Source organism: Roseomonas sp. SRI_022 (genome assembly GCF_057586215.1).
In genome coordinates this window covers 182603-204711 of the sequence record NZ_JBYCZL010000009.1, presented here as the reverse complement: position 1 = coordinate 204711, position 22109 = coordinate 182603, and the positions used below count along the sequence as shown (strand labels likewise).

The 22109-nt window shown below is 67.6% G+C and carries 21 protein-coding genes; 5 read left to right on the top strand and 16 right to left on the bottom strand.

Annotated elements, in window-relative coordinates:
- Nucleotides 1–22 precede the first annotated feature (22 nt).
- The 4 genes from AC2YHJ_RS11680 to AC2YHJ_RS11665 all read right to left on the bottom strand — a co-directional run bounded on the left by AC2YHJ_RS11680 (nt 23) and on the right by AC2YHJ_RS11665 (nt 3501).
- Entirely contained in the window at nt 23–994 is a 972-nt protein-coding gene (locus tag AC2YHJ_RS11680; protein WP_487396181.1) for an NAD-dependent epimerase/dehydratase family protein, read from the bottom strand.
- Nucleotides 991–1575 carry a D-sedoheptulose-7-phosphate isomerase gene (locus AC2YHJ_RS11675; protein WP_487396180.1) on the bottom strand — a complete coding sequence of 195 codons (585 nt, stop codon included), beginning with the start codon at nt 1573–1575 and terminating at the stop codon, nt 991–993. Before AC2YHJ_RS11675 ends, AC2YHJ_RS11680 begins: the two co-directional genes overlap by 4 nt.
- 1 nt (nt 1576) lies before the next feature.
- The gene (locus tag AC2YHJ_RS11670; protein WP_487396178.1) at nt 1577–2545 is read right to left on the bottom strand and encodes a tripartite tricarboxylate transporter substrate binding protein; all 969 of its coding nucleotides are present in this window, start codon (nt 2543–2545) and stop codon (nt 1577–1579) included.
- A gap of 71 nt (nt 2546–2616) precedes the next feature.
- Nucleotides 2617–3501 carry a LysR family transcriptional regulator gene (locus tag AC2YHJ_RS11665; protein ID WP_487396177.1) on the bottom strand — a complete coding sequence of 295 codons (885 nt, stop codon included), beginning with the start codon at nt 3499–3501 and terminating at the stop codon, nt 2617–2619.
- A 118-nt stretch (nt 3502–3619) separates the two neighbouring features.
- On the opposite strand from AC2YHJ_RS11665, the gene AC2YHJ_RS11660 reads away from it, so the two are divergent.
- Nucleotides 3620–3841 carry a YjiS-like domain-containing protein gene (locus tag AC2YHJ_RS11660; protein WP_487396175.1) on the top strand — a complete coding sequence of 74 codons (222 nt, stop codon included), beginning with the start codon at nt 3620–3622 and terminating at the stop codon, nt 3839–3841.
- Between the two features lie 7 nt (nt 3842–3848).
- On the opposite strand, the gene cysE is transcribed toward AC2YHJ_RS11660, so the two are convergent.
- Nucleotides 3849–4502 carry a serine O-acetyltransferase gene (gene cysE / locus AC2YHJ_RS11655; protein WP_487396174.1) on the bottom strand — a complete coding sequence of 218 codons (654 nt, stop codon included), beginning with the start codon at nt 4500–4502 and terminating at the stop codon, nt 3849–3851.
- Nucleotides 4503–4591: 89 nt separating this feature from the next.
- Nucleotides 4592–5614, bottom strand: coding sequence for a cysteine synthase A (locus AC2YHJ_RS11650; protein WP_487396172.1), 1023 nt, complete (start codon nt 5612–5614; stop codon nt 4592–4594).
- Nucleotides 5615–5822: 208 nt separating this feature from the next.
- On the opposite strand from AC2YHJ_RS11650, the gene AC2YHJ_RS11645 reads away from it, so the two are divergent.
- The 4 genes from AC2YHJ_RS11645 (at nt 5823) to AC2YHJ_RS11630 (ending at nt 11925) form a co-directional block, all read left to right on the top strand.
- Entirely contained in the window at nt 5823–6566 is a 744-nt protein-coding gene (locus AC2YHJ_RS11645; protein ID WP_487396171.1) for an ImuA family protein, read from the top strand.
- A gap of 47 nt (nt 6567–6613) precedes the next feature.
- The gene (locus AC2YHJ_RS11640) at nt 6614–8173 is read left to right on the top strand and encodes a Y-family DNA polymerase (RefSeq protein ID WP_487396169.1); all 1560 of its coding nucleotides are present in this window, start codon (nt 6614–6616) and stop codon (nt 8171–8173) included.
- Nucleotides 8170–11394 (top strand): error-prone DNA polymerase, encoded by a 3225-nt coding sequence (locus AC2YHJ_RS11635; protein WP_487396168.1) that lies wholly within the window; start codon nt 8170–8172, stop codon nt 11392–11394. Before AC2YHJ_RS11640 ends, AC2YHJ_RS11635 begins: the two co-directional genes overlap by 4 nt.
- A gap of 66 nt (nt 11395–11460) precedes the next feature.
- On the top strand, nt 11461–11925 hold the full coding sequence (locus AC2YHJ_RS11630; RefSeq protein ID WP_487396167.1) for a hypothetical protein: 465 nt from the start codon (nt 11461–11463) through the stop codon (nt 11923–11925).
- Here the strand turns inward: AC2YHJ_RS11630 and AC2YHJ_RS11625 are convergent.
- The 10 genes from AC2YHJ_RS11625 to AC2YHJ_RS11580 all read right to left on the bottom strand — a co-directional run bounded on the left by AC2YHJ_RS11625 (nt 11885) and on the right by AC2YHJ_RS11580 (nt 22032).
- Nucleotides 11885–12088, bottom strand: a complete 204-nt coding sequence (locus tag AC2YHJ_RS11625) for an acyl-CoA carboxylase biotin carboxyl carrier protein subunit (protein WP_487396166.1) — start codon at nt 12086–12088, stop codon at nt 11885–11887. The two genes, AC2YHJ_RS11630 and AC2YHJ_RS11625, sit on opposite strands and share 41 nt — an antisense overlap.
- Before the next feature lie 111 nt (nt 12089–12199).
- The gene (locus AC2YHJ_RS11620; protein ID WP_487396164.1) at nt 12200–12337 is read right to left on the bottom strand and encodes a hypothetical protein; all 138 of its coding nucleotides are present in this window, start codon (nt 12335–12337) and stop codon (nt 12200–12202) included.
- Nucleotides 12334–13506: an isovaleryl-CoA dehydrogenase gene (locus AC2YHJ_RS11615; RefSeq protein WP_487396163.1), complete on the bottom strand. Its 1173-nt coding sequence runs from the start codon at nt 13504–13506 to the stop codon at nt 12334–12336. The genes AC2YHJ_RS11620 and AC2YHJ_RS11615 overlap by 4 nt, the downstream gene beginning before the upstream one ends.
- Before the next feature lie 15 nt (nt 13507–13521).
- Complete coding sequence (locus AC2YHJ_RS11610) at nt 13522–15174, bottom strand: acyl-CoA synthetase (RefSeq protein WP_487396161.1); 1653 nt, start codon at nt 15172–15174, stop codon at nt 13522–13524.
- Complete coding sequence (locus AC2YHJ_RS11605; RefSeq protein WP_487396160.1) at nt 15171–16010, bottom strand: ABC transporter ATP-binding protein; 840 nt, start codon at nt 16008–16010, stop codon at nt 15171–15173. Before AC2YHJ_RS11605 ends, AC2YHJ_RS11610 begins: the two co-directional genes overlap by 4 nt.
- Nucleotides 16010–17296, bottom strand: a complete 1287-nt coding sequence (locus tag AC2YHJ_RS11600) for an ABC transporter substrate-binding protein (RefSeq protein WP_487396158.1) — start codon at nt 17294–17296, stop codon at nt 16010–16012. Before AC2YHJ_RS11600 ends, AC2YHJ_RS11605 begins: the two co-directional genes overlap by 1 nt.
- 41 nt (nt 17297–17337) lie before the next feature.
- Nucleotides 17338–18402: a branched-chain amino acid ABC transporter permease gene (locus AC2YHJ_RS11595; protein ID WP_487396157.1), complete on the bottom strand. Its 1065-nt coding sequence runs from the start codon at nt 18400–18402 to the stop codon at nt 17338–17340.
- A gap of 7 nt (nt 18403–18409) precedes the next feature.
- The gene (locus AC2YHJ_RS11590) at nt 18410–19303 is read right to left on the bottom strand and encodes a branched-chain amino acid ABC transporter permease (protein WP_487396155.1); all 894 of its coding nucleotides are present in this window, start codon (nt 19301–19303) and stop codon (nt 18410–18412) included.
- Nucleotides 19304–21220 carry an AMP-binding protein gene (locus AC2YHJ_RS11585; RefSeq protein ID WP_487396153.1) on the bottom strand — a complete coding sequence of 639 codons (1917 nt, stop codon included), beginning with the start codon at nt 21218–21220 and terminating at the stop codon, nt 19304–19306.
- Complete coding sequence (locus AC2YHJ_RS11580) at nt 21217–22032, bottom strand: ABC transporter ATP-binding protein (protein ID WP_487396151.1); 816 nt, start codon at nt 22030–22032, stop codon at nt 21217–21219. Before AC2YHJ_RS11580 ends, AC2YHJ_RS11585 begins: the two co-directional genes overlap by 4 nt.
- Between the last annotated feature and the right edge of the window lie 77 nt (nt 22033–22109).

Below are 22109 nucleotides of genomic sequence, written 5' to 3'. Positions count from 1 at the left end.
CTATGCCCCTCAGCGGAACCGGTCAACCCCCCCTCCGCCACGAAAGATACCATTCTGCGAATTTCGGCACGCCGCGCTCGATCGACGTGCGTGGCTCATAGCCGCAGACCGCCCGGATGGCCTCGATATCGGCGAAGGTTTCCTCGACATCCGTCGGCGGCCGCGGCGTATCCACCACCACCGCGCGGCGGCCGAGCGCTTCCTCGAGCACCGCCACGAACCGCCGGACCTCCACACTGCGGTGGTTGCCGATGTTCAGAAGCCGCGGCGTCGCCCCCGGTGCCGGGCGATCCAGGCAGCCCACCACGCCGGCCACGATGTCCTCGACGAAGGTGAAGTCGCGTTTCAGCCGCCCGCCGTCGTACAGCGTGATCGGCCGCCCCCCGAGAATCGCCTCGGCGAACATCCATGGCGCCATGTCCGGCCGCCCCCAGGGCCCGTAGACCGTGAAAAACCGCAAGCCGGTCTGCGGCAGGCCGAACAGGTGGGCGTAGGATTCGCTGATGAGCTCCCCGGACCGCTTGGTCGCGGCATAGAGCGACACCGGATGGTCCACCCGATCCGTCTCGGCGAAGGGAAGGCTCCGATTCCCCCCATAGACCGAGGAGGACGAGGCATAGACCAGATGCTCAAGCCGCTTCAGGCGCCGGGCCAGTTCCAGCACCACCAGATGCCCCATCACATTGGCCTGGACGTAGGCATAGGGGTCCACCAGGGAATGCCGCACCCCCGGCTGAGCCGCGAGATGAACGATTCGCGTCACCTCGGCATGGCTCTCGGCGAGGCCCAGCATCGCCTCGCGATCCGACACATCGGCCTCGAGGAACCGGAAACCCGCCCGAGATTCGAGCCGCCCCAGCCGCGCCCTCTTCAGACCGACATCGTAATAGGCGTTGAGGCTGTCGACGCCGACCACCTGGTCTCCGCGGGCCAGTAACGCCTCGGCCACATGCATGCCGATGAAGCCGGCCGCGCCGGTCAGCAGGACGGTCATGCGCGCACCAGCCGGTCCTCGAGCAGGGTCATCACCGCATGTCCCAACGCGATATGCGCCTCCTGGATGCGGGCCGTCACGTCGCTTGGAACCACCAGGGCATGGTCGCATACGGCCCGCGCCGGCCCGCCATCGCCGCCGAGCAGCCCGACCGTGACGATGCCCATGTCGCGCGCCGTCTCCAGCGCGCGCAACACATTGGGCGACTTTCCGCTGGTGGTGATGCCGAACAGCACGTCCCCGGCGCGCCCGAGGCCGGAGAGCGGACGTGCAAAGACCTCCTCGAAGCCGTAGTCGTTGCCGCCCGCCGTCAGCGCCGTCGGATCGAGCGTCAGGGCGATGGCCGGCCAGGATGGCCGCTCGACGGCTGAGCGAAGGCGAATCAGCAATTCCGTCGCCAGATGCTGCGCATCGGCCGCGCTGCCACCATTGCCGCAGAAGAACAGCCGCCCCCCCCCGCGGATCGCCGTTTCGCAGGCATCCACCACGGCGATCACCTCGCCTGCGCTCTCGGCGGCGAGCCGGCGCCGCAGCACGGCGCCCTCCTCCATCATCGCCGCGAAATGCGCGGCCTCCTCCATCTCAGCTATCCGCCGTGATGCCGTTGGCACGGATCACACGCCCCCATTTCTCGATCTCCGTTGCGAGGAAGCGGCCGCAGACCTCGGGGGAGGAGGCCTGCACGTCGCATCCCTGCTCCTCGATCTTCGCTTTCACATCCGGATCGGTGATCGCGCGGGTCAGCGCTTCATGCATGCGGCGGATGATCGGCTCGGGCGTGCCGGCGCGGCCGAGGAAGGCCCACCAGGTCGGCGCCTCGAAATCCCCATAGCCCTGCTGCGCGAAAGATCGCACCCCGGGCACGTGCCGCGTCTCCCCGCGTGTCGTCACGGCAAGCGGCCGCAGCGCGCCGCTGCGGATGTGCTGGCTGATGATGACGACGTTCGACATGAAGAGCGGAACATTCCCGGCAAGCGCATCCTGCACGGCGGGCCCACCGCCGCGATAGGGCACATGGGTCAGTTCGATCCCGGCCTGGCTGGCCAGCAAGGTGGTCGAGACATGCGCGAGGCCGCCGGCGCCCGAGGTCGCATACCCGATCGAATCGGGCGCCCGCTTCGCGGCATCCACCACATCCTGGAAGGTCCGGTAGGGCGTGTCCTTGTGCGTCACCAGGGCGAGCGGCCCTGTCGCAACCAGGCTGACGGGCGCGAAGGCCTCCGTGGCGCGATAGGGCAGGCGCATCACGGTCTGGTTGGTCGCCTCATTGTCGTAGGCGAGCATCCAGGTGTAGCCGTCGGGCTGCGCGCGGGACATTTCGGTGCCGCCAATCGACCCTGACGCCCCGCCGCGATTGTCGATCACGACGGGCTTGCCGAGCCCCTCGGCCAGCTTGGCCTGGAACAGCCGGGCGATGGTGTCCACCGACCCACCAGGCGGAAAGGGCACGATCACGCGAACCGGCCGCTCCGGCCATGCGCCCTGGGCACCCGCGACTCGCGGCGCAGCAAGGCCTGCCGCTGCCAGGGTCAACACCGCGCGACGATCCATCAGACAGCCTCCCAGCCTTTTTCGCCCCACTCAGGGCGTCACCGGGCAGATGGCATGACAGCCTGATCCGCTCAAGCCTGGGTTACCGCCGCTTCGGCGAAGCCGGCGCGGATCGCCTCTGCGAGGGTCTCGACCACGGGGCCGCCTGCATCGCCCGTCACCAATATGATGGAGAAATCGGGCAGCGGCGGCATGGCGTCCTCCGGCCCCAGGAACCGCAACCCGGGTGGCAGTGGACCCGGCAACCCGACGGTGACCGCGAGGCCCGCCAGCGTCGGCGCGAGCGTCCCGGCCTGCGAGGTACTCTTATAGGCAACGCGCCAGGGCATGCCGGCCGCATCAAGGGCGCGCACCGCGGCGCGGTGCCAGACGCAGTTCGGCTGCGCGGTGGCGAGCGGCAGAGGCGAGCGCCGATGGGTGGCGTGGCCGGTTGAACCGATCCAGCGCAGCCCGGCCTGCCAGAGCGGCTGCCCGACCATGCCGGGGCGTTCATTGCCGCCCGACAGCAGGGTCAGGTCGATCTCGTCACGCAGGAGCCGGTCCACCAATTCGTTCGACGGCGCGCAGGTGACCTCCACCTCCACGGCGGGATGCACCTCGGCAAACCGCGCGAGAATCCCCGGCAGCCAGCGCAACGCATAGTCATCCGGCGTGCCGAGCCGCACCGTCCCCGAGACCGGCGGGGCGCGGAAGGTCGCGATGATCTCGTCATGCATAGCGAGCAGCCGCCGCGCGCGTTCCAGCAGCCAGGCGCCATGCGGCGTGGTCTCGACGCCACGTGGTCCGCGCAGCAGCAGCGATTGCCCGAGCGTCTCCTCGAGCCGGCGGATCTGCATAGACACCGCCGATTGGGTGCGGCCTACGGCATTGGCCGCACGGGTGAAGGACCCGCCCTCGGCGATCAGCACGAAGGCGCGGAGCAGGTCGGGATCGATGCCCGGGGGAATGGCCAGCATGACGGTGCCCTCCGGCCGCATGGATCAACGATATTGATGTTAAACGTCAAGCGATTTCGTTTTCCTGATGCCCCCTCCACCCCCATCTTCCGGGCAGGCGCTTTCAGGAGGACGCCACATGGCGATCAGCACCCTTCCCGTTTCCCACACCCTCCGGGCCGGAGCCGCGCGCGGCACCACCTGGCTCGGCTGGCTGAACCGCATCCTCCAGGCCGTCGAAAGCCGTCGTCACCTGGCAGAGATGGACCGCCGCATGCTGGCCGATATCGGGCTCAGCCGGGCCGAGGCACTGGAAGAAGCTGCCCGGGCGCCGTGGGATCTGACGCCCAGGCGGCGCTGATACCGGGTCAGCGGGTCGTTTCGGGCTGGCGCTCCAGCTCCGCGACCCGCGCCCGAAGCGCGGCGAGTTCCGCCCGCATCGCCGCGAGTTGTTCCCCCACAGGATCGTCCTCGGGATCGGTCAGCCCGTAGCCGACCATCGGGTCGGCACAGGGCGAACCCGCCGGCGGTCGCGCCGGGATGCCCACCACGGTGCAGCGCGCGGCCACATCCTTCGTCACCACGGCATTGGCCCCAATGCGCGCCCCGTCGCCGATCAGGATCGGCCCGAGCACCTGGGCCCCCGCCCCGATCGCCACGCCGTTGCCGATCGTCGGGTGCCGCTTGCCGGGGCTGCCCGACAGCCCGCCCAGCGTGACACCGTGGTAGATCAGCACGTCATCGCCGATCTCCGCCGTTTCCCCGATCACCACGCCCATGCCGTGGTCGATGAAGAACCGCTTGCCGATCTGCGCACCGGGATGGATCTCGATCCCGGTCAGGAAGCGGCCGATATGGGAGACAACGCGCGCCAGGCCCCGCAGCTTCATGCGCCACAGCCAATGCGCCATGCGGTGCCAGACCACGGCATGCAGCCCGGCATAACAAAGGATCGCCTCCGGCCAGGACGGGCGGGCGGGGTCGCGGCTGCGGATGGCGCGGGCGAGTTCGATCACTTCCATGGATGCCCCCGAAGGCTGCGCGCGCAGGGCAGGTGTGGCGGCTGCGCACGGAACACAAGGCAATGCGGGCGGCGACATGACCGCCCGCGTCAGGCGAGCCAGGGCGGCACGGGCAGGCCCTTGCCGCGCAGGAATTCCGGATTGAACAGCTTGGACTGGTACCGGGCGCCACCATCGCACAACAGCGTGACCACCCGGTGCCCCGGCCCGAGCGCCTTCGCCACCCTGATCGCCGCCGCGACATTGATGCCGGTCGAACCGCCGACCGACAGTCCTTCATGGATCTGCAGGTCGAAGATCTGCTCCAGCGCGTCCTCGTCCGTCACCTGCACGGCGTCGTCGATCAATGCGCGGTCGGGTTCGAGATTGCCGGGCACGCGGGCGGCCTGGCCGATGCCCTCGGTGATCGAATTCCCTTCCGGCTTCAGCGTGCCGGTCTTCACCCAGGAATAAAGCGAGCTGCCCATCGGGTCGGCGAGCACGATGCGCACGCCAGGCTTGCGCGCCTTCAGCGCCCGCGCCACGCCAGCGAGTGACCCGCCGGTGCCACAGGAACAGGTGAAGGCGTCCACGCGGCCATCCGTCTGGGTCCAGATCTCGGGGCCGGTCGTCGCCTCATGCGCCGCGCGGTTCGCCGTGTTGTCGAACTGGTTGGCGTGGACCGCGCCCATCTCCTCCGCCAAGCGGCGGCTGAAATGGACGTAGTTGCCGGGGTCGGCATAGGGCTTGGCCGGCACCAAGCGCAGATCGGCGCCGATCATGCGCAGGAAGTCGATCTTCTCCCGGCTCTGCGTCTCGGGAATGACGATCACGCTGCGATAGCCGCGGGCATTCGCGACCAGGGTGATGCCGATGCCGGTATTGCCCGCCGTGCCTTCCACAATAGTGCCCGGCTTGCCGGGCACGAGCAGGCCGCGCCGTTCCGCATCAAGGATGATGCCGAGTCCCGCGCGGTCCTTCACCGATCCGCCGGGATTCATGAATTCCGCCTTGCCGAGGATCTCGCAGCCCGTCGCCTCGCTGGCGCGGCGCAGGCGGATCAGCGGCGTGTTGCCGACCGCACCCTCGAAGCCGTCCACGATGCCACTGGCGGGGGGCGGGACTGCATCCATGATGAGGCGTTCCTTGCTCGTATGAGGAATGATGGTCGGGTGCCTCGGACAACCCGACAAGGGGCAAGAAACCGTTTCTCCTGAATGACTTGCCGGCAGAAATCCTTGGCCTGTGCGGTGCTTTCTGGGCGAAAGCCTCCACGGTCCTTGACCTCCGGAGCATCGATATTAGAACATAAAGCGAACATCAGCGGCCTTCCCCCTGGCCATGTCCGCCTCCCCGACCCACGCCCCGCTCGATCGTCCCGCCCTGATCTCCGCGTTGCGTGCCCGCATCGCGCGAATGGAGCGTGCCGGCGCGGCCGAGGCCTTGGCGGCGCGGGGGGAGGATGCCGTCTCCCTCGCCCCGGCCATCGACGCCGCGCTGCCCTGGGGTGGCCTGCCGCGCGCCGCGCTGCATGAGATCCTGGCGGCCGAACCCGGTGCGGCCGCCGGTTTTGCGGCCATGCTGCTGGCGCGCGCCGGTGGCACCGTGCTGTGGATCGCGCCCGAACCGGATGCCTGGCCGCCGGGCCTCGCCCGTTTCGGCCTATCCCCTGCCCGGCTCGTGCTGGTGCGTGCCCCGCGCGGGCAGGATGCGCTCTGGGCCATGGAGGAGACGCTGCGCTGCCCGGCCGTTGGCGCTGCGCTGTTGGTGACCGGCGAGCTCGACCTGACCGCCGCTCGGCGATTGCAACTCGCCGCCGAGGCCGGGGGCGTGCTGGGCCTGCTGCTGCGTTCGGGCGAGGACGGCGCCGCCCCAACCGCCGCCCTGACCCGCTGGCGGGTCGGTGCCGCGCCGACCGAAAGCCAGAGCCAGCATGAAATCGGCGACCCGGCCTGGAGCCTGGATCTGCTGCGCTGCCGGGGTGGGCGGGGCGGCGCCTGGCGCGCCATCTGGCATGAGGGAAAAGCCAGCCTGGTCACGGAAGACGGTGCCGCGCGCAGTGCCCCGGCCCGGAGGCGGGCATGAGACGGCGCTGCTGCCGCCCGCCCCGCATGACGATGCCGCCGGGTGACATGCCGACTTCCGATTCACTGATCGCGGGGTCCGGGGAGGCCGTTGCCTCCCCGGCGGGGGTCGAGGGGGCGGCGCCCCCTGGCGTCACTCCCCGCCGCATCCTCGCCCTCCTGCTCCCTCGCCTGCCCGTCGAACGCCTGCGTCTTCACGGCCCCGCCGCTGTCTGGGCACAGCGCGGGTCGCGACGCCTGCTGGTGTCGGTGAATGCCGAAGCCGAGGCCGCTGGTCTGCAAAAGAACCAAGCGGTCGCGGATGCACAGGCGATCCTGCCAGGGACGACCCTGGTGCCGGAGGATCCCGCCGAGGATGCCATGGCACTGGAACGGCTGGCGCTCTGGGCGCTGCGCTTCACGCCACTGGTCGGGCTGGAAGGCGGGAATGCGCTGGTACTCGACATCACGGGCGTGGAGCACCTGTTCGGCGGCGAGGCGGCCCTGCGGCAGGAGGTGTTGGACCGACTGGCACGCATGGGCCTGTGGGCCATTGGCGCGGTGGCGGGCACGGCCGGAACGGCGATGGCGCTGGTCCGCGCCGGTTGGGAAGGCCTGGTGCCGCCGGGCCGGGAGGAAGCCGCTGTTGCGCCGCTGTCTTTGGCGGCCCTCAACCTGGAGACGGCGATGATCAGCGCCCTGCAGAGCATTGGTCTGCGGGATGTCCGCACTGTGGCGGCGCAACCGCGAGCGGGGTTGGCGCGGCGGTTCGGTGCTGGGCTGGCGCGGGCGCTGGACCAGGCGCTGGGGCGTGCCACGCGCCCGATCACACCGATCCGCCCCCCACCGGAGATGGCCGTGGCGCAGGACTTCGCCGATCCGGTGGTGACGCGGGAGGGAATCGAGGCCGCGCTGATCGGCCTGTTGGATGAGTTGTGCCGTACGTTGCGTGAGGCCGGACGCGGCGCGCGACGGATGCTGTTGCGCGCGCACCGCGTGGATGGCGACGTGCAGGAGATCGCAATCGGCACGGGCCTCGCGACGCGCGACCCCAGGCACCTCGCGCGCCTGTTCCACGCGAAACTGGAACGCTTGGCACCGGAGTGTGGCTTCGAGCGGATCGCGCTGGAAGCCCCAGGCACGGACCCGCTGACCGGAATGCAGGAGGGGCTGGGCACGGCGGGACGCGCGGCGCGGCAGGAAGAACTGGCGCAACTGCTCGACCGGCTGTCGCAGCGCCTGCCGGTTTGGCGCTTGGCGCCGCGGGCAAGTCAATGGCCGGAAAGGGCCATGGTGCGAGTGAACGCGTTCGAGGCAGTGGAGGTACCGGAAGGCTGGGCGCCGCGACCATGGCCCGTGCGGCTACTGCGGCGGCCGCCTATCCTGCAGGTGATGGCGCAGGTGCCGGATGGCCCACCTTTCCGCCTTCGATTCGGCCGCATCTGGCATCGCGTGCTGCGCGCCGAGGAGGCCGAGCCGATCGAACCGGAGTGGTGGCGAGACAGGTCGGATCGCCTACCGCGTAACTATTATCCAGTGGAGTTGGACTCAGGTGCGCGGCTCTGGGTCTGCCGCGCCGGGCCGATGGGTCCTGAAGCGCGCTGGGTGCTGCATGGGCATCTGCCATGACCCTCTTCGCCGAACTGGGTGCATTGACGAATTTCACCTTCCTGGAAGGGGCCTCGCATCCGCACGAACTGGTCATGACCGCGAAGACGCTCGGACATGCGGCGATCGGTGTGGCGGACCGCAATTCCTTCGCCGGAGTGGTACGGGCGCATGTCACGGCAAAAGAACACGAGTTGCGCTTTGTGCCTGGTGTGCGGCTCTGCCTGACGGATGGCTGCGAATACCTGGCCTGGCCGACCGACCGCATCGCCTGGGGGCAGTTGACGCGACTGCTTTCGGAAGGGCGGATGGCCGCCCCGAAGGGCGAATGCCGCATCGGCCGGGAGGCGCTGATCGCGCATGCGCAGGGTAGCGTCATGGCAAGAATCGCGCCGGAGGATATCGGCACGGATTTCGCGGCCCGGCTGCGGGCCGATGCGGCGGTATTGCAGCCACATCTCGCCCTGCCGCTATTCTGTGCAGCGCCACGCCATTATCGCGGCGATGATCGCAAGCGTCGGGACAGGCTGGCACCGCTTGGCATTCCGCTGCTGGCAGCCGGCGGCGTGCGCTTCCATGTGTCAGCGCGGCGACGGCTCGCCGACGTTCTGACAGCAATCCGCCTACGGACCACGGTCGATGCGATCGGCTTCGCAGCAGAGGCGAATGCCGAAGCACGCCTGAAGCCTCCGGCGGAAATGCTGCGGCTATTCCAGGGACATGAAGAAGCGGTGACGAACACGCAGCGCGTGATCGAGGCCTGCCACTTCAGCCTCCACCAGTTACGCTACGAGTATCCGAAGGAAGTGCTCGACCCTGGCCGCACGGCGCAGGAAACGCTGGAAGCACGCATCGAGGAAGCACTGGCCAAACGTTGGCCGGAGGGCCCCTCGAAGAAGCTGCGCGGCCTGCTCGATGAGGAACTCGCGCTGATCGCGACACTTGGCTACGCACCCTACTTCCTGACGGTGCACGAGATCATCCGCTTTGCGGAGAGCGAGGAGATTCTTTTCCAGGGCCGCGGATCGGCCGCGAATTCGGCGGTCTGCTACGTGCTGGGCATCACTTCGGCGGACGTGGATGCCCATGACCTGCTCTTCGCCCGCTTCCTCTCGACCGCGCGCAACGAGCCACCCGACATCGACGTGGATTTCGAGCATGAACGCCGCGAGGAGGTGATCCAGCACATCTACGAACGCTATGGTCGCAAGCGTGCCGCGCTCTGCGCGACCCTCGCCTGTTACCGACCACGCAGCGCGATACGGGAAGTCGGCAAGGCGCTCGGCCTGACCGAAGACGTCACCGCCGGACTCGCCAAATCCGTCTGGGCGCCGCACGGGGATCGCGACATGGCGGACGTCGCAACCGAACAGGGACTGGACCCTACGGGTGACCCGCGCCTCGCCATGGCGCTCGAACTCGCGCAGGAGATCCAGGGCTTCCCACGCCACCTTTCCACCCATGTCGGCGGCTTCGTCATCACCGAGGGTCCGCTGGTTGAACTCGCCGTCGTGTCCAATGCAGCGATGGAAGACCGCACCACCCTCGAATGGGACAAGGATGACGTCGAGGCGCTCGGCATCCTGAAGGTGGATGTGCTCGGCCTTGGCATGCTCACCTGCCTGCGGCGCGGCTTCGAGCTGATCGAGAAGCATCACGGCAAGCGCATCGCACTACGCGACCTGAAGCCGACCGATCCGTGCGTCTACGACATGCTGCGCCAGGCCGACGCGATCGGTGTCTTCCAGGTGGAAAGCCGCGCGCAGATGAACATGCTGCCGCGTCTGAAGCCCCGGAAGTTCTACGACTTGGTGGTCGAGGTGGCGATCGTCCGGCCAGGGCCGATCCAGGGTGACATGGTGCATCCCTATCTACGGCGACGGGATGGGCTGGAGAAACCCGATATTCCGGGACCGCAAGGCGGCGATCCGGACGAGTTGAAAGTCATCCTGGAACACACCTACGGCGTGCCGCTGTTCCAGGAACAAGCGATGAAGATCGCCATCACCGCGGCAGGCTTCTCCCCGAGTGAGGCCGATGCGCTGCGTCGCTCCATGGCCAGCTTCCGCAACCAGGGGACCGTCGGCGGTTTCGCGGGGAAATTCATCGAAGGCATGGTCGGCCGCGGCTACCAGCGGGATTTCGCAGAACGCTGCTTCAATCAGATCAAAGGTTTCGGTGATTACGGCTTCCCTGAAAGCCACGCCGTGTCCTTCGCTCTGCTCGTCTATGCCAGCGCCTGGGTGAAATGCCACCACCCCGCAGTCTTCACCTGTGCCCTGCTCAACAGCCAACCCATGGGATTCTACGCCCCGGCGCAACTCGTGCGGGATGCTCGGAACCATGGCGTGCAGGTCAGGCCGGTCGACGCCAACCACAGTGACTGGGACTGCACGCTGGAAGCTGCGCCGGACAGCACGGATGGTCTGGCGCTGCGGCTCGGCCTGCGGATGGTCACGGGGCTGTCGGGGGATGCCGGCGCGCGCATCGCTGAGGAGCGCGCAGCCGCCGGGCCCTTCGCCTCGATCGCCGATCTGGCGCGCCGCGCATCCCTGGACCGCCATGCACTCGAAGCCTTGGCCAAGGCGGATGCCTTCCGCGGCCTTGGTCGCGACCGCCGCGCCGCCTTGTGGGACGCGGCGGCGCTGACTGCCTCCGCCCCGCCCCTCGCCGCGCATGAGGGCGCCGAGGTCGCACCCCGCCTGCCGCGCGCGACGGCCGGCGAACAGACTGTGCTCGATTATGCCGGCACGGGACTGACGCTGCGCGCCCACCCTATGAAGCTGCTGCGGCCGCAGTTGGATGCGCTTGGCCTGGCAGACACGCGCAGACTGGCCGCCGCACAGCAAGGGCGCCGGCTGCGCGTCCCCGGCCTGGTGCTGGTGCGGCAACGCCCCGGCAGTGCCAATGGCGTGGTGTTCTTCACCATCGAGGACGAGCACGGCATCGCCAACCTGATCATGTATCCCGACACAGCGGAACGCTTCCGCGCTGCGGTCGTCGCCGCCAAGCTCGTGATCGCGGAAGGAACGGTGGAGCGGCTCGAAACGGAAAACGTGCCGGTCATCCATCTGCTGATCCGCAGCATCAGCGACCGGACGGACCTGCTGGCGACGCTGCACCACCTGGACGATGCCCGATGGGAGAACGCCATGGCCCGGGCCGATGAGGTCCGGCATCCGGATTACCGCCGTGACACCCCGCCCCGGCTGCGTCTGCCGCCCAGCCGGGATTTCCACTGACGACGAAGTTATTGCGAATCATTCGCAACATCGCTAGCCTTGCGGAACGCAACGAGAGGATTCTGCATGGCGATCAGCGGACTCCCGGACTGGCCCTGGGCCGGGACCATGGCGGACGACCTGCCAGCGCAGGAAAAGCTGTTGCTGGACGCGGTCCGCGCCTGGCATGGCGCTGCCCGTGCCGGCCGGCCGCCGCTTCCCGCCGCCGCGATGATCCTTGCCACCGAGGATGCCGGACCGGCCGCCCCCCCACTCGACGCCCTCCTGCGCGCCGCGCCAATCCAGGCGGGCTGCCCGCTCTGCCAGAGGGTGGCGCCGCAGGAAGCCGCATTGCTACTTGCCTGCGCCCTCGCGCAGCGCGGTGCGCGCAGCGAGGCGCTGGCCGCCCTGCTTCGCCTGCTGCCGCTGCAGGCGGCCTATGCCGCCATGCCGGCGGCGATCCATCTCGGCTGTGCTTTTCGCCGGTCAGGACTGCTGCTGCGCCATCCGATCAGGGAAGCGATGCGTCCCCGTCCAGCGGCGCGAGGGTGACGATCCCCATCCCTTTCTCGACACTGTCGCCCGCCGCGCAGCCGACAGGGGCGACGATGCCATCCGCCGGTGCGGCGATGCGCGACTCCGTCTTCATCGCCTCAGGGATCGCAATGACCTGACCGTGCGAGACGCGGTGGCCGACATCGACCAGCGCCCGCACACGCGCCCCGGGAGCGGTGCCGACAGCCGGCCCTCCGCAGCGGCTTGCTCGCCAAGCGGCGCGTAGAGGTCGACCTGGTCCTCTCCGGCGAAGGTGAGGCTGACGACGCCATCATTCAGCGTGAAAGGCACCAAGCGCAGCATGCCGCGCACCATCCGTCAGCCGGCCGAGCAACCCGCGCATCGTCGCCGCATTCGCCCGGACCGCCTCCGAGCGCGGATCGATGGAGGAAGCGGGAACGCGAGTCACGCCGTCTCCTTGAACAATTCGCGCCCGATCAGCATGCGGCGGATCTCGCTGGTGCCCGCACCGATCTCGTACAGCTTCGCGTCCCGCAGCAACCGCCCCGTCGCATTGTCATTGATGTAGCCATTGCCGCCGAGGATCTGGATGGCATCCAGCGACGCCTTGGTTGCTGCTTCCGCCGCGAACAGGATCGCACCGGCGGCATCCTTGCGCGTGGTGCGCCCTTGGTCGCACGCGCGTGCCACGGCGTAGACATAGGCGCGACACGCGCTGAGCTGCGTGTACATGTCGGCGAGCTTCGCCTGGATCAGTTGGAATTCGCCGATCGCCTGCCCGAACTGCTTGCGTTCGTGGACATAGGGCACCACCAGGTCGAGGCATGCCTGCATGATCCCGAGCGGCCCTGCCGCCAGCACCGCGCGTTCGTAGTCGAGACCCGACATCAGCACCCGCACCCCGCCGCCGACCTCGCCGAGGACATTCTCCGCCGGCACCTCGCAATCCTCGAAGACGAGTTCCGAGGTCGGCGAGCCGCGCATGCCGAGCTTGTCGAGCTTCTGCGCCGGCCGGAATCCCTTGAAGTCGCGCTCGACGATGAAGGCGGTGATGCCCTTGGGTCCCGCCGCCGGATCAGTCTTGGCGTAAACGACCATGGTTTCGGCATAGTGCGCGTTGGTGATCCACATCTTGGTGCCGTTCAGCACGTAGCGGTCGCCGCGCTTGTCGGCGCGCAGCCGCATCGAAACGACATCGCTGCCCGCGCCGGGTTCGCTCATGGCCAGCGCGCCAAGGTGCTCGCCGGAGATCAGCTTCGGCAGATAGCGCCGCTTCTGCTCATCGCTACCATTGCGGCGGATCTGGTTGACGCAGAGGTTCGAATGCGCGCCGTAGGACAGGCCCACGGAGGCCGAAGCGCGGCTCACTTCCTCCATCGCGACGCAATGGGCGACATAGCCCATGTTCGCACCGCCATACTCTTCCTCGACCGTGATGCCATGCAGGCCGAGCGCGCCCATCTCCGGCCAGAGATGGCGCGGAAACTCGTCGGTCCGATCGATCTCGGCGGCGATCGGCGCGATGCGCTCGGCGGCGAAGGAGCGGACGCTGTCGCGCAGCATGTCCACCTCATCGCCGAGGTTGAAATCGAGGGTCGGGATCTGGTTCGCGGGCATTCGGTCACCTCGCCGTCAAGAATTGGGCGTGTTCAGGCCACTGCCAAGCATTTGCCGCAAGGTCACGCGCATCACCTTCCCGGTCGCGGTCAAAGGCAGGCTTTCGGCGAAGATGACCCGCCGGGGGTAGAGATGCGCGGCAAGGCGCGCCCGGACGAAGCTCTGGAGCTCATCCGCCAGCACTGGGTTGGGATCAATGCCAGGTCGCGGCACGACCACCGCTGTCACGGCCTCGGTGCGGATCACGTCAGGCAGCCCGATCACCGCCGCCATCGCCACGGATGGGTGCCGAAGCAGACAATCCTCGATCTCTCCTGGGCCGATCCGATAGCCCGATGAGGTAATGACGTCATCGGCGCGTCCGATGAAGCGGAAACAGCCATCCTCCTCCTGCACGCCGGCATCGCCGGTCAGCAGCCAGTCGCCGTTGAACTTCGCCGCCGTCGCCTCCGGGTTGTTCCAATAGCCGAGAAACATCACCGGATCGGGGCGGCGCACGGCGATCATGCCCGGTTCGCCCGGCTGCCGCGGCAAGCCCTCAGCATCGAGGATCGCTACCTCATGCCCCGGCACAGCGCGGCCCATCAGTCCCGGACGGACCGGCATCAAACCCGCGCAATTGGCGATGACCAGGTTGCATTCCGTCTGGCCGTAGAACTCATTGATCGTGATGCCGAAGGCGTTGCGCCCCCAGTCCAGCATCTCGGCACCCAGCGTCTCCCCACCGCTGCCGATGCTGCGGACGCGATGGCCGAAGCGCGCCGGTTCGCTGACCTGGCGCATCATGCGCAGCGCCGTCGGCGGCAGGAAGGCATTGCGGATCTCGTGTTCCGCCAGCAGTCGAAAGGCATGCTCGGGGTCGAACTTCGCCATCCGATGCGAGACCACGGAAACGCCGTGATAAAGCGAGGGCAGAAGCACATCGAGCAGGCCGCCGATCCAGGCCCAGTCCGCCGGCGTCCAGAACCGGTCTCCGGGACGTGGGAACAATTCCTGCGGCATCTCCACGCCCGGCAGGTGGCCGAGCAATACGCGATGGGCCAGCAATGCCCCCTTTGGTGCACCCGTGGTCCCCGAGGTGTAGATGATCAGCGCCGGATCATCGGCCGAGGTTTGCACGGGTGCGCCATCGCCGTGCGTACGCTGCATCTCCTCCCACAGTGACGATGCCCCGGGCCGCGCGCCGTCCGCGTTCAGGATCACCCGCAACTCGCCAAGATTGTCGCGGATACCGGAGAGCTTCGCGAGGCCGACATCGTCCGTGATCACGGCACGGGCGCCAGAATCCCGCAGCCGGAACTCCAGCGCATCGGGGCCGAAAAGCTGGAACAGCGGCACCGCGATCGCGCCGATCCGGTAGGCCGCGAGATGCGCAATCGCCGCCTCCGCGCCCTGCGGAAGAAGCACCGCGACGCGGTCGCCACGCTCGACGCCTTGTGCCTCCAGGACTGCCCCAAGCCGCGCCGAGGTCTCGCGCAGCGTGTCGAAGGTGATCCGTTCCGGCGCGGCGCCCGGTGTGACATTAGTCAGGGCGAGCCGGCCACTACCATCGGCCCATCGGTCGCAGCAGGCCTGCGCGACGTTGAAGCTCGGCGGGATGTCCCAGTGGAAGCGCGCGACGAGATCGTCGTAGCTCGCCGCATCCGGGAGCAGGGCCGTGTCTCTCACAGCCAGCGCTTCCGCCGCTTGTAGGATTTCAGGTTGCGGAAGGATTTCCGGTCGGCGCCATGGCCACCCAGGTAGAACTCCTTCACGTCCTCATTCTCCGCCAGGGCCGTTGCCTCGCCGTCCAGCACCACCTTGCCCTGCTCCATGATGTAGCCGTAGGAGGCGACGGACAGCGCCATCCGGGCATTCTGTTCCACGAGCAGGATCGTGATGCCGAGGTCGCGGTTGAGCCGCCGGATGATCCCGAAGACTTCCTTCACCAGGAGAGGGGACAGGCCCATCGAAGGCTCATCCATCAGGATCAGCCGCGGGCGCGCCATCAGCGCCCGCCCGATCGCCAGCATCTGCTGCTCCCCACCGGAGAGATAGCCCGCGAGCCCGGTCCGCTCGCGCAGCCGCGGGAAGTAGTCAAACACCATGTCGATGTCGCGCTTCACATCGGGGTCACTGCGAATGAAGGCGCCGAGGCGGAGATTCTCCACGCAGGTCATGTCCGCGATGATCCGGCGCCCCTCCATCACCTGGAAGATGCCGCGGCGCACGATGCGGTCGGGATCAGTGCCGTTGATGCGTTCGCCACCGAACAGGATGTCGCCGCGCGTGACCTCGCCTTCCTCGGTTCGCAGCAGACCCGAGATCGCCTTCAGTGTGGTCGACTTCCCCGCACCATTGGCGCCGAGCAGCGCGACGATCTGCCCCTTCGGGACGGAGAGCGACAGGCCGCGCAGCACGAGGATCACCTCGTTGTAGACCACCTCGATGTTCTTCACCTCGAGGAGAGACGGTGCGGAGGTCGCCCCCCGCACCTCCATCGCCGGCGCGCCCTGTCCGCTCATCACCAGCCGAGCCAGTCAGCGCGGCGCGGCAGGTCGATCGTCGCGACCGCCTGCAGGGCCATGGTGCCGGCCGCCATCAGTTCCTGCACCGACCCCTGCGACGTGTTCCCCGTCACAAGCGCGCGATAAAGCGCGACGCGCATCGTCCCGCGATGATCCGTTGCGGTGAAGTTCGATGGGGCACAGACGCCCTGGAATCCGTTCGGCACCCAGTTCTGCCGGGCGTAGAAGCCATCGCGGATCCGTTCGCCATTCACCTGGCCGCCATTGGCCGCGGCTGTCTCCATCGCCTCGACCATCAGCATGGCAGCGCAGGCGCCCGCCAGGTAGTGCACTGGACGGTAAGCATTGCCTGACGGATCGGAGGTGCGGCTGATGGCGCGGATCGTATCCATGCCCGGCCCGGTGCCGCCCCAGACGGCCTCCGTACGGACAGGGAAGACGACGCCGTTCGCCGCCGTACCGGCGGCCTTCATCGCATTCTCGTCCATGCCCCAGACATTGCCGAGGAACTGCACCTGGACGCCGACCGTCTGGCAGGCCCGCAGCACCGAGATGTTCGATCCCGCGGTATTGCCGAGATAGGCATAGTGCGCCCCCTGGTTCTTCAGCGTCAGGCATTGCGCCGTGTAGTCGCCCGGCGTCAGCGCGAACTGAATTGCCGGCAGCACTTCGAAGCCGAGCTCGCGGGCCAGGGCCTCACCGGCCTCCTTCGGGCTGTTCGGGTAGGGATGGTTGGCGCCCATGTGCACATAGCGCGGCCGGCCCTGCTGGCCCCGAGCACGCCAGTCATCCGCGGCCCATTGCAGCATGCCGCGCAGGGCATCCGAATAGGACGGGCCGTAGAAGAAATTGAACGGCGCGGCCTCCACCCCCTGTCGGCCCGAACGCCCGCCGGCATCGGTCAGCGCGGCTGAATACGACGCGGAGATGAAGGGAATGCGGTCGCGTGTGACGAAGCGGACCAGCGCCTCGGTGTCCGCGGTGCCCCATCCCTGGATCGCCACGACACGCTCGCGTTGCGCCCAGGACTGATACTGGCTGACGGCGCGCGGCGCCTGATAACCATAGTCGAAGCCTGAAACAGCGAGCCGGCGCCCGGCCACGCCGTTGCGGGTCTGGTTCACCCAGTTCAGCGTATCGCCGACGCCCTGCCCGTAGGGCACACCGACATCCGACGTCGCACCGGAATTGTCCATCAGGTGCCCGACCGGGATCGGCGCCTGGGCCAAGGCGGGGCCTGCGGCAATCAGCACGCCGGCAAGCAGGGGAAGCGAGAATCTCATCCGGTGGTTCCTCCTTGGATCATGCGGGCCGTTGGCCGGCCTCAATGCGAGAACGGGTAGAGTTTCCAATACGCCCTGATCATGCGCCAGCGATGCGCGAGCCCGTCCGGCTCAAAAATCAGGAACAGGATGATCGCCGCACCGATCGCCATCTCCCGCAGGAAGGAGATCGATGCGCCGAGGCGCAGGGCACGATCGATCGCGCCGCCGGCAAGCAGGTCCGCGCCGGACTGCACAACTTCCGGCAGCAGCACCATGAAGGCGGCGCCCATCATGCTGCCCATCACCGATCCCAGCCCGCCGATGATGATCATGGCGAGGAACTGGATCGAGTAGAGGATGTTGAAGGCCTCGACACTGACGAAGAGCAGGTAGTGCGCGTAGAGCGCCCCGGCGATGCCGGCATAGAAGGACGCGATGCCGAAGGACAGCGTGCGGTAATAGGCAAGATTGATGCCCATCATCTCGGCGGACAGGTAGTGATCCCGCACAGCGATCAGCGCCCGCCCGTCCCGCGTGCGCATCAGGTTCGCCGCAGCGACGAACATCACGACGACATGGGCTAGGACGATATAGAAGTAGGTCTCCTCCCGGTCGAAGCGCATTCCGAACAAGGCGTAGGGTTCGGTGACGCGCCCGGCCACGCCGCCGGAGAACCAGCGCGCGCGGGCGAAGAAGTCCTCGAGGATGAACTGCGCGGCCAGCGTCGCGATGGCGAGGTAGAGACCCTTCAGCCGCGCCGCGGGCGCGCCGAAGACCAGGCCCACCACGGCGGTCATCAGCCCCGCTCCCCAGATCGCCAGGGGCACCGGCACATGATGTTCCGCCAGCAGTGCCGAGGCGAAGGCGCCAAAGCCGAAGAAGGCGGCATGCCCGATCGAGATCTGGCCGGTGAACCCAACCAGGATATTCAGTCCCAGCGCGGCAATCGCGCTGTAGCCGATGGCGATCAGCAGCCCGAGTTCATACCGTCCGGCGACGAGCGGCGCTGCGCAGAGCACCGCAAGCCCCACCAGTATGGCAAAGCGAGCATTGCGCGCCGGGAAGATCGTGGTATCGGCGCGGTAGCTGCTGCGGAAATCCCCGGCCGGGGTCATGGTGGCCATGGCGCCGTCAGACCCGCTCGATATTGCGGGTGCCGAACAGGCCGTAGGGCTTGACCAGCAGGATCAGGATCAACGCGTAGAAGGGGGCAATTTGGTACATGTTCCCCCAGTTCAGCCATTGCGCATCGACGTATTGCGCGACGTTCTCGAGCACGCCGATGATCAGCCCGCCCAGCACCGCGCCGACGATGGAATCCAGCCCGCCCAGGATCACCGCGGGAAACACCTTGATGCCATAGAAGGACAGCGCCGAGGACACGCCGTTCACCACGCCCACCACCACCCCGGCGACAGCGGACACCACGGCCGAAATCGCCCAGGACATGGCGAAGACACGCGGGACGGAGACACCGAGCGACTGCGCCACCTGCTGGTCGAAAGCGGTCGCGCGCATGGCCAAGCCATGCTTCGAGTAGGTGAAGAACCACCAGAAGCCGAGCATGATCAGCGCCGAGACGCCGAGGCTTGCGAGATAAACCGACTGCACCTCGAGCCCCAGGACACGAACGCGTTCAACGGTGAAGATTGGCGGGAAGGGTTGGGCGAAGACGCCAAAGATCCATTTCATGAGCGCCTGGAAGAAGATCGACAGGCCGACCGTCGCCATGATGACGCTGATCACCGGCTCGCCGATCAGTGGCCGCAGCACGATCACCTGCAGCACGATGCCGAACATCGTCATGAAGGCGAGCGTGACCAGGAAGCCGGCCCATATCGGGAGTTGCCAATAGGTCAGCATCCACCAGCAGACCCAGGCGCCAACCAGCAGGAACTCGCCCTGGGCGAAGTTCACCACCTGCGACGCCTTGTAGATCAGCACGAAGGACATCGCGACGACGCCATACAACGCGCCGACGATCAGCCCGTTCAGCACCAATTGGAACAGCAGCGTCGTATCCATTCAGCCCCCCTCGGCCAAGGCGGACGCCGGCTCGCGCGCCGCCTCCATCCGCATGACCTGCAGCACGGTCCGGATCCGCTGCTTCGTGCCGTCCTGGAAGGCGATCGTCGTATCCACGGGAATCGCATCGGTGCCGTCGTAGATCGCCCCGATGATCTCGCCGTATTTCTGGTTTATGACGCCGCGGCGCACCTTGCGCGTGCGCGTCAACTCCTCGTCATCCGCGTCCAGTTCCTTGTAGAGCAGGATGAAGTTACGGATGCGCTGCGCCGGCGGTAGCGAAGCGTTCACCTTCGCCACCTCCTCGCGGATCTTGCCCAGAACCTCGGGCCGCGCAGACAGGTCGCTATAAGTGGTGAAGGCGATGCGGTTGCGCTCCGCCCATTTGCTGACAATCGGGAAGCGAATGCAGATCATGGCGGCCAGATACGGCCGCTGGTCGCCGAGAATCACCGCCTCCGCCACAAAGGGGCTGAATTTCAGCTTGTTCTCGATGAACTGTGGTGAGAACCGGTCTCCGCCGCTGGTCGTCGCGATATCCTTGATGCGATCAATGACAACAAGCTGCCCTCGCGCGTTGAAGTATCCCGCATCGCCGGTATGCAGCCAGCCGTCGTGCATGTCCGGCACGCCGTCGATACCGAGATAGCCGGAGAACATGTTCGGGTGGCGCGTCACGATCTCGCCCACGCCATTCGCATCCGGCTCGTGGATGCGCAGTTCGACCTCCGGCCCGAAGGCCACGCCGACCGTGTCGAAATCGACCGCCTCAGGCCGGTGCAGCGTATAGGCGCCAAGCAGTTCGGTCTGGCCGTAGAGCTGGCGCAATGGAACGCCCATCGCCTGGAAAAAGCGGAAGGTCTCCGGCCCCAACGCGGCGCCGCCAGTCGCCGCCGAGCGTAGCCGCGTGAAGCCCAACCGGTCACGCAGGGCGCGGAACAGCAGCGCATCGGCCGACATCGACCGGCCACCAGCCTCAAGGGCTGCAAGCCCCATGCGCATACCGGCCTCGAAGGCCCGCTGCTTGAGGCGGGAGGCATCCATGACCCGTGCACGTACCTCGGCGGCCAGGCCCTCCCACACGCGCGGCGCGAACAGCACGAAGGTTGGCGCAATCTCCCGGAAATCGGCCATCATCGTCTCAGGTTCCTCGACGAAATTGACCTTCATGCGGGCGATCAGGCCCCAGCCGAGCACATAGATCTGCTCCATGATCCAGGGCAGCGGCAGTACCGAGACGTATTCATCCTCCGGACCCTTCGGATCAGCGGCGAGATAGGCTTCACAATGGCGGATCAGCGCACGGCCCGTCAGTTGCGCAAGCTTCGGCCGCGCCGTGGTGCCAGAGGTCGTGCAGAGGATCGCGATATCCTCGCCGCGCGTCGCGTCCACCAGGGTATCCCATGCGGCGGGATCGGCCGCGGCCGCCTCCGCCCCGCGCTGTGTCAGCTCGGCCATCGGCAGCAGGCGTGGATCGGCGTGCTTGCGCATGCCGCGCGGATCGCAATAGACGATGCGCCGCAGGCTGGGCACCTGTTCCGAGACATTGAGCAGCTTGTCGACCTGCTCCTCATCTTCAGCGATGACGGCGACCACGCCGCTGAAGGCGAGCAGGTAGGCGACTTCGTCATCCAATGCGTCACGATAGATGCCGAGCGACCGGGCTCCGATCGCATGCGCGGCGATCTCGCCCATGACCCAGTCGGGACGGTTGTCACCGATCAGTGCGACCACCTCGCCCGTGCCCACGCCGATGGCCTGCAGGCCGAGCGCGATATCGCGCGTCCGGGCCGACACCTCGGACCAGCGCAGGGCGCGCCAGATACCGAACTCCTTCTCGCGCATCGCGATGTCGTCGCCATGCTCGCGGGCATTGCGACGAAGCAGGCGCGGTAGCGTGTCCTCGGCGCTGGTCATGCCGTGGCGGGCTCGTCCTCGTCCTGGAGCGCCTCATCGGCTTCGCCGAGATAAGCACGGCGGACATGCGGGTCGGCAAGCACGGCCTCCGGCACGCCTTCGGCGATTCTCCGGCCGAAATCGAGCACCATGACGCGGTGGCTGATATCCATCACCACGCCCATGTCATGTTCGATCATCAGCACGGTCATGCCCCATTCCTCGTTCAGGTCGACGATGAAGCGGGCCATGTCCTCCTTTTCCTCGAGGTTCATGCCCGCCATCGGCTCGTCGAGGAGGATGAGGCGCGGCTTCAGCGCAACGGCGCGTGCCAGCTCGACCCGCTTGCGCAAGCCGTAGGAGAGCGTGCCCGCGGTCGCCTTGCGGACGTGCTGGATCTCGAGGAAGTCGATGATCTCCTCGACCTCCCGCCGGTGCGCGAGTTCCTCCCGCTGGGCACCGCCGATCCAGTAGACCATGCCGCGCAGAAAGCCTGCGCCAAGCAGGGTGTGGCGGCCGACCATGATGTTGTCGAGCACGCTCATATGCCCGAACAGCGCCAGGTTCTGGAACGTCCGGCCGATGCCAAGCGCGGCGCGCCGGTTCGGCCGCAGGGAGGTGACGTCCCGCCCCTCAAACAGGATGCGGCCTTCGGTCGGCCGGTAGCGCCCCGAGATGCAGTTGACCATCGAGGTCTTGCCCGCGCCGTTCGGGCCAATGATGGAGAAGATCTCCCCGCGCTGGACCGCGAAGGAGACATCGGTCAGCGCCTTGACGCCACCAAAGCGCAAGCTGACCGCGTCCGCTTCCAGGATAGCCGGGTTCCCAGCCACCTCGCCGCGCCTCCCCTTGATCCTTCTGGGGACAGGTTAGGTGCGCGAACCACGTGCTGGCAACAAGGACCCGCGAC